Below are 6,630 nucleotides of genomic sequence, written 5' to 3'. Positions count from 1 at the left end.
TTCGGCGAAGCGGTCGAGCATGCGCGCAGCCCGCTCGGCCCGATCCGGGTCGAGGCCCGGCGGGACGGAGGGGGGTGAGTCGGACTGCGGCTTGTTCATGGAACATATCATGAACTAGAACGAATCGGCCGCGCAATGAACATTGTGTTTACTCGAAAGGCTGCTTAGCCACGACAGCGCGGCAGGTCGGCGCCCGCCGGCCGCCTGCCCTATTGCGGCCGCAGCCGGAAGTCGTGGCCTTCCGGCAGGGTCTGGCCGCCATCGACGACGATGGTGGTGCCGGTGATGTAGGCGGCGTCGTCCGAGGCCAGAAAGGCCACCGCGGCCGCGACGTCCTGCGGCGTGCCGAGCCGGCCCAGCGGCACTGCCCGCTCCATCATGGCGATGAACTCGGCGCTGCGGTGCTGCTGCATCCCTTCGGTCAGGATGTTGCCGGGCTCGACCCCGTTGACGGTGATGCCGTAGCCGGAGAACTCCAGCGCCGCGGATTTGAGAAAGCCGTTGATGCCGGCCTTGGTCGCGGCGTAGTGGCCGTGGCCCGGGCTGGTCACGCGCGGCCCGGTGATCGAGGAGGTGAAGATCATCCGCCCCCCTCCCCCCGCCCGCATCGCCGGCAGCGCCGCCCGGGCGGCGAGGTAGGTGCCGCGCAGGTTCACCGCCATCACCCGGTCCCACTCCTCGGGCTCGATGTCCTCGATCAGCGTCCAGGGATAGATCGCGGCGTTCTGCACCAGGATGTCGAGCCGGCCGAAGCCGTCGATCGCCGCGCGCACGATCGCCTCGGCATCGTCGCGCCGGCTGATGTCGGTGGCGACGAAGCGGCCGCCCAGCCGCTGCGCCGTCGCCGCCCCGGCCGCGGGATCGGTGTCGCCGATCACCACCCGCGCGCCGTCCGCCGCGAAGCGCTCGGCGATCGCCGCGCCGATGCCCCGCGCCGCCCCGATGACGATGGCGACGCGCCCTTCCAACCTTCCCGGCATTCCCGGATTCCTCCCCGTCTCGAAATTCATCTGCCGTGGCCTCTTATACCAGCGGCCCAGAAAGTTGACCCGTCATGGCGAGCCCCGAAGGGGCGTGGCCATCCAGCGGCACCGCCCTCTGGATGGCCACGTCGCTGCGCTCCTCGCCATGACGGGTAAGGAACCGAAGAGTTGATCTCAAAGACCACTGGTATTGCTCAGTGATAGCGCGGCAGCAGGTCGCCATGCGCCTCGATCAGATCATCGACCAGGCGCCAGATCTCGTCGAGGGACAGCTCGGCCGCGGTGTGCGGATCCAGCATCGCGGCGTGGCGGATCGCGTCCTTGCGCCGGGTCAGCGCCGCCTCGACCACCAGCTGCTGGACGTTGATCGACAGCCGCATGATGCCGGCCAGATGGTTCGGGATGCGGCCGATCCGGATCGGCTGCACGCCGTTGCGGTCGACATGGCACGGCACCTCGACCACCGCGGCGTCGGGCAGGTCGGCGATCAGCCCGTCATTGCGGACATTGCCGTAGATCAGGTTGTGCCGGCCGGTGACCACGGCATGGACGATGCCGGCGGCGTATTCGTTGCTGCGGTGGACCGGGATCGGGCTGTCATCGGCCTCCAGCCCGGCGCGCAGCGCGTGCCATTCGGCGATCAGCGCCTCGCAGCGCCGCGGATACTCGTCGAGCGGCACCTCGTACCGGTCCAGCAGGTCGTCGCGGCCGGCCTTGATGAACCAGGGGTTATATTCGGCGAAATGGATGCTGGATTCGGTGACGAAATGCCCGGTCCGGCGGAGCATGTCGAAGCGCACCGCCTCACCCGCCGGCACCACGCCGGCCTCGGCCAGCGCCTTCAGCCGCGGATACAGATCCTCGCGCCCGCCATCCGGCAGCCGCTTCTCGAATTTCAGGAAATAGGCGACGTGGTTGATGCCGGCGCAGAGGTAGTCGAGGTTTTCCGGCGCCTCGCCCAGCCAGCGCGCCATGTCGCCCGAGGTCTCCTGCACGCTGTGGCACAGGCCGACCGAGCGGATGTCCGGCGCCGCCTCGGCGATCGCCCAGCAGTTCATCGCCATCGGGTTGACGTAGTTCATCAGCAGGGCATTGGGGCAGACCGCGCGCATGTCCTCGCAGATCTCCAGCAGCACCGGGATGGTGCGCAGGCCGCGGAAGATGCCGCCGATGCCCAACGTGTCGCCGATGGTCTGGCGCAGGCCGTAGCGCTTCGGGATCTCGAAATCCGCCACCGTCGCCGGCCGGTAGCCGCCGACCTGCATCATCAGGATGACGAAGTCGGCGCCCGCCATGGCTTGGCGCCGGTCGAGCGAGGCCTCGACCTTGAGGTTGTCCAGCCCGAGCGACGCGCCGATGCGGCGGGCGACGATGGCGGAGGTGCTGAGCCGCTCGCCGTCGATGTCGTGCAGGGCGACGACGCTGTCGGCCAGGTCCGGTTGGCTGAGGATGTCGCCGATGATCGACTGGGCGAAGACGGTGCTGCCCGCACCGATGAGGCAGATCTTGGCCATGGGAGGTCTTTCGTGGAGGGAAGCTATTTCAGGCCGGACAGCGCCATGCCTTCGATGAAGTGCCGTTGCGCCAGGCTGAAGGCGATCAGGATCGGCGCGATGCTGACCAGGACGGCGGCCATCATCACGGTCCATTGCGCGGCGTATTGCTGCTGCATCAGCGCCAGCCCGACCGGCAGCGTCGTCTGCTCCAGGTCGCTCGGCAGGTAGATCAGGGCGCTGAACAGGTCGTTCCAGGAGGAGAGGAAGGCGAAGATCGCCAAGGCCGCCAGGGCCGGCCGGGCCAGCGGCAGGTAGATCCGCCACCAGATCGTCAGCAGCGACGCGCCGTCCATCCGCGCGGCCTCGGCCAGCTCGATCGGGATGGTCAGGAAGTACTGGCGCAGCAGGAAGCAGCCGAAGGCGCCGCCGAGGAAGCCCGGCAGGTACAGCGGCGCCTGGGTGCCGTAGAGGCCGAGAAACTTGAAGATGACGAATTGCGGGATCGCCGCCATCTGCGCCGGGATCATCAGCGTCACCAGGAGGGCCACGAACAGCACCTGCCGGCCGGGGAAGCGGACCACGGCGAAGACGAAGGCGCCCATCGAGCAGGTCAGCAGCTGCCCGACCGTGGAGATCGCGGCGACCTTCAGGCTGTTCCACAGCAGGCCGTCGAACGGGATGATCTTCCACAGCGACAGGTAATTCTCGACCGTCGGGTGCGGCGGGATCAAGGCGTGGCCGAACTGGTCGGCCGGCAGCTTCAGAGAGGTCGAGACCATCCAGGCGAAGGGCCCGACCATCAGCAAGGCGCCGGCGATCAGCACGGCATAGGCCAGGGCGTCGACGCCGAGGCGCAGGGTGCGGGGCCGGGCGGTGCGGGCGCGCAGGGCGAGGGCCGCGGTCATGCCGGCATTCCCCAGCGCTTCTGCAGCCGGAAATAGCCCAGCGTCAGGACCAGGATCATGGCGGCGAGGGTCAGGCTCTGGGCCGCGGCGTCGCCCATGCGGAAGAAGCCGAAGCCGGTGCGGTAGATCGAGTAGACCACGGTCGGCAGGGTCGACCCGCCGGTGCCGGTACGGGTCAGGATGTAGATGTAGTCGAAGGCCTGGAAGGCGTGGATGGTCGACAGCACGATCTGGAAGAACAGGCTGGGCACCATCAGCGGCAGGGTGATGTACAAGAGCTGGTGCCGTGGCTTGGCGCCGTCGATCCGCGCCGCCTCGTAATAGTCGCGCGGCACCGCCTGCAGCCCGGCCAGGAACACGATCATGCCCTCGCCGATCGCGCCCCAGACATTCACGATCACCACCGAGACCAGCACCATGCGGGGCCCGAGCCAGCGCACCGGGTCCAGCCCCAGCGCGGTGACGATGCCGTTCAACAGGCCCTGGTCCTGGGCGAAGATCCAGGACCAGATCAGCCCGACCGCGGTCGGCGAGGTGATCACCGGCAGGAAGTAGAGGGCGCGGAACAGCCCGACCCAGGTCACCCGCCGGTTCAAGAGCAGGGCGACGCCGAGCGAGATCGCGACGGTCAATGGCACATAGAGCGCCGAGAAGGCCAGCGTGTTGCCGAGCGCCTTGAGGAAGCCGCGGTCGCCGGCAAGGTCGGCGTAGTTCTCCAGCCCCGCCCAGCCCGGCGGCGTCAGCAGGTCCCAGTGCAGCAGGCTCAAGCCCGCGGTCGCCACCACCGAGCCGAGGGCGCCCAGCAGCAGGCCCAGCAGCGTCGGCGCCAGCAGCAGCAGGAGCCAGGCCCGGTCGCGGCCCTGCGGTCGGAGGCCGTGCGGCGGCATCCCTTCCCACCCCCGCTCAGTGCTGGGCTTTGAGGACGTCGTCGGCCGCGGGGCCGATCTCGTCCAGCGCGTCGTCGATCGCGGCGTCGCCGTTCCACACCGGCAGCAGCGCGTCGCCGACCACGGTCGACCATTCCTCATAGCCGCGGAAGGACGGCTTGATCCGGGCGTAGGACAGGGCGTCCAGGAACACGCGCTGGTCGATCTTCGGGCCGGGCTGGTCGAGATAGGCCGGGCCTTCCGCCACCGATTTCAGGATCGGCACGGCGAGGCCGAGTTTGGCCAGCGCCGCCTGCCCGTCCGGGCCGGCCGCGAATTTCACGAACTCCCAGGCCTCCTGCGGATGCGCGGTCGTCTTCGAGATGACGAAGCCGGCGCTGTTGACGCTGGTCACCCGCCCCTTCGGCCCCGACGGCAGCGGCGCCACGCCCCAGGCGAAGCTGCGCTCGGCATATTCCGGCACCACCCAATGGCCGGACACGGTCATGGCCGCGATGCCGGCGGAGAAGCCGTCGGTGCCGTACTGCTTCAGCTGCTCCGGCGTCGGAAGCGCCTTGTCGTCCAACGCCATGCCGGCGATGAGGTGCCAGGCGTCGCGGGCCGGACCTTCGGCCAGCAACGTATGGCTGCGGTCGGCGCTGATGACGTCGCCGCCATAGCTCCACACCACCGCCGCCCAGAACGGCTCGGGGTCGCCGATCTCGGACCAGAAGCCCCATTGGTCGGTGGTGCCGTCGCCGTTCTTGTCGAGGGTCAGCGCCTTGGCGGTGCGCCGCAGGTCGTCCCAGCTCCAATCCGCGGTCGGATAGGGCAGCTTGGCGACGTCGAACATGTCCTTGTTGTAGTAGAGGACGATGGTCTGGAAGTCGCGCGGCAGGCCGTAGAGGCCGTCCGGCGAGCGATAGGCCTCGAGCGTGATCGGGTAGATGTCGGCCAGCGCCTTCGGGTCGGCGTCGAGATAGGGCTGCAGGTTGAGGAGCGCGCCGCGCGACTGCCAGTCCGGATACAAGGGCCCGTCCATGGCGAAGATGTCGGGCGGGTTGCCGCCGGCCACCACCACCCGCAGCTTCTGCCAATAGGACGACCAGTCATTGACCTCGACCTTGACCTTGATGTCCGGGTGCTTCGCCTCGAAGGCATCGGCGACGCTGCGCCAGACCTCGCCCTCCGACGGCGCGCCCCAGAGCATGTAGGTCAACTCTGTCGCCGCCCGGGCCGGGGCCGTGACGGCCGCGGCCGCCAGCGCCGCGCAGACCAGTGCGGCGGATGCCTGCAATCTCATCTCTCGCCTCCCTCCGGGCCCTCTTTGAGCTGGCCCATGTCGCCACTGTGACAGCGCGGATTCCGGATTTCTTCCGTCGCTGTACTTGTATCTTCCGGAAAACCAGCTACTGCTTGGCCGGATGAACGAGCTTCTGCCAGCCGATATCGACGTCTATCTCGACCGCGGCGCCTTCTATGCCGAGCGGCATGTGCCGGAGCCGATGGGCCAGGCGCATTGGCATGACCATGTCGAGCTGAACCTGCTGCTGGCCGGCGGCATGACCTATCTGTTCAACGGCACCCGGATCTCGATCGGGGCGAACCGGGTGCACCTGTTCTGGGCCGCGGTGCCGCACCAGGTGATCGCGGTCGAGCCCGCGGCCGACCTGATCTGCGTCTACCTGCCCTTCGCCGATTTCCTGGCCCTGCCGGTGGCCGACGCCTTCAAGTCCGGCGTCATGGACGGCCGCTTCGCCACGGTGGCGGCGCCGGACCCGATCGACCCGCTGCTGTTCCAGCGCTGGGCCGCGGAATGGCCGGACGGGCCGGAGCTGCGGCAGCAGATCCTGCGCGAGGAGGTCGGGATCAGGGTCAAGCGCCTGTCGCTCGACGCCGTCGCAGCCGAGGCTGTCGCGGCCGAGGTGACGGCCGGCGACCCGGAGGACGGGCCCCGGCTGCGCAGCGCCGGCCGCCGGGCGATCACACGCGTCCAGGCCATGACCGACCACATCAACGCCCATTTCGGCGAGGCGGTAACGGTCGAGGCGGTGGCCGCCGCCGGCGGGCTGCACCCGACCAACGCCATGGCGGTGTTCAAACGGGTGCTGGGCGTGACCATCGCCCAGTACATCCGGCGGCAGCGGCTGAGCCGGGCGATGATGATGCTGGTCGACACCGACCTGTCGATCGCAGAGGTCGCCTTCGGCTGCGGCTACGGCTCGCTCAGCCAGTTCTATGTCGAGTTCCAGAAGCACTGCCGCAGCACGCCGCGCCAGTACCGGCTCGAGTTCCGCCGCTAGCCCGGAACCGCGATCCGCCGCGTCCCATTGTCCAGAGACGGCCCACCGGAGCCCGATGCACGCCCCGGGCGGGCGCG

At 69.0% G+C, this 6,630-nt stretch carries 6 protein-coding genes; 1 reads left to right on the top strand and 5 read right to left on the bottom strand.

What is annotated here, in order from left to right:
- Positions 1-209: 209 nt before the first annotated feature.
- The 5 genes from FFK22_RS22755 to FFK22_RS22735 all read right to left on the bottom strand — a co-directional run bounded on the left by FFK22_RS22755 (position 210) and on the right by FFK22_RS22735 (position 5,553).
- Positions 210-980: an SDR family oxidoreductase gene (locus FFK22_RS22755; protein WP_138886543.1), complete on the bottom strand. Its 771-nt coding sequence runs from the start codon at positions 978-980 to the stop codon at positions 210-212.
- Positions 981-1,177: 197 nt separating this feature from the next.
- The gene (locus FFK22_RS22750; RefSeq protein ID WP_138886544.1) at positions 1,178-2,497 is read right to left on the bottom strand and encodes an alpha-glucosidase/alpha-galactosidase; all 1,320 of its coding nucleotides are present in this window, start codon (positions 2,495-2,497) and stop codon (positions 1,178-1,180) included.
- 23 nt (positions 2,498-2,520) lie between these two features.
- Positions 2,521-3,384: a carbohydrate ABC transporter permease gene (locus FFK22_RS22745; protein WP_138886545.1), complete on the bottom strand. Its 864-nt coding sequence runs from the start codon at positions 3,382-3,384 to the stop codon at positions 2,521-2,523.
- Positions 3,381-4,271 (bottom strand): carbohydrate ABC transporter permease, encoded by an 891-nt coding sequence (locus tag FFK22_RS22740; protein ID WP_186002596.1) that lies wholly within the window; start codon positions 4,269-4,271, stop codon positions 3,381-3,383. Before FFK22_RS22740 ends, FFK22_RS22745 begins: the two co-directional genes overlap by 4 nt.
- A 16-nt stretch (positions 4,272-4,287) precedes the next feature.
- Positions 4,288-5,553: a sugar ABC transporter substrate-binding protein gene (locus tag FFK22_RS22735; RefSeq protein ID WP_138886547.1), complete on the bottom strand. Its 1,266-nt coding sequence runs from the start codon at positions 5,551-5,553 to the stop codon at positions 4,288-4,290.
- Positions 5,554-5,674: 121 nt separating this feature from the next.
- On the opposite strand from FFK22_RS22735, the gene FFK22_RS22730 reads away from it, so the two are divergent.
- Positions 5,675-6,553, top strand: a complete 879-nt coding sequence (locus FFK22_RS22730; RefSeq protein ID WP_138886548.1) for a helix-turn-helix domain-containing protein — start codon at positions 5,675-5,677, stop codon at positions 6,551-6,553.
- Positions 6,554-6,630 lie beyond the last annotated feature (77 nt).

Origin of the sequence: Mycobacterium sp. KBS0706, from assembly GCF_005938675.2 — a bacterium.
GTDB lineage: Bacteria > Pseudomonadota > Alphaproteobacteria > DSM-16000 > Inquilinaceae > Inquilinus.
This window is presented reverse-complemented; position numbering and strand designations above follow the sequence as displayed.

Bases quoted from the DNA above. Each gene is read 5' to 3' on its own strand.
- FFK22_RS22755 (WP_138886543.1), bottom strand. From the start codon at position 980: ATGCCGGGAAGGTTGGAAGGGCGCGTCGCCATCGTCATCGGGGCGGCG.
- FFK22_RS22750 (WP_138886544.1), bottom strand. From the start codon at position 2,497: ATGGCCAAGATCTGCCTCATCGGTGCGGGCAGCACCGTCTTCGCCCAG.
- FFK22_RS22745 (WP_138886545.1), bottom strand. From the start codon at position 3,384: ATGACCGCGGCCCTCGCCCTGCGCGCCCGCACCGCCCGGCCCCGCACC.
- FFK22_RS22740 (WP_186002596.1), bottom strand. From the start codon at position 4,271: ATGCCGCCGCACGGCCTCCGACCGCAGGGCCGCGACCGGGCCTGGCTC.
- FFK22_RS22735 (WP_138886547.1), bottom strand. From the start codon at position 5,553: ATGAGATTGCAGGCATCCGCCGCACTGGTCTGCGCGGCGCTGGCGGCC.
- FFK22_RS22730 (WP_138886548.1), top strand. From the start codon at position 5,675: ATGAACGAGCTTCTGCCAGCCGATATCGACGTCTATCTCGACCGCGGC.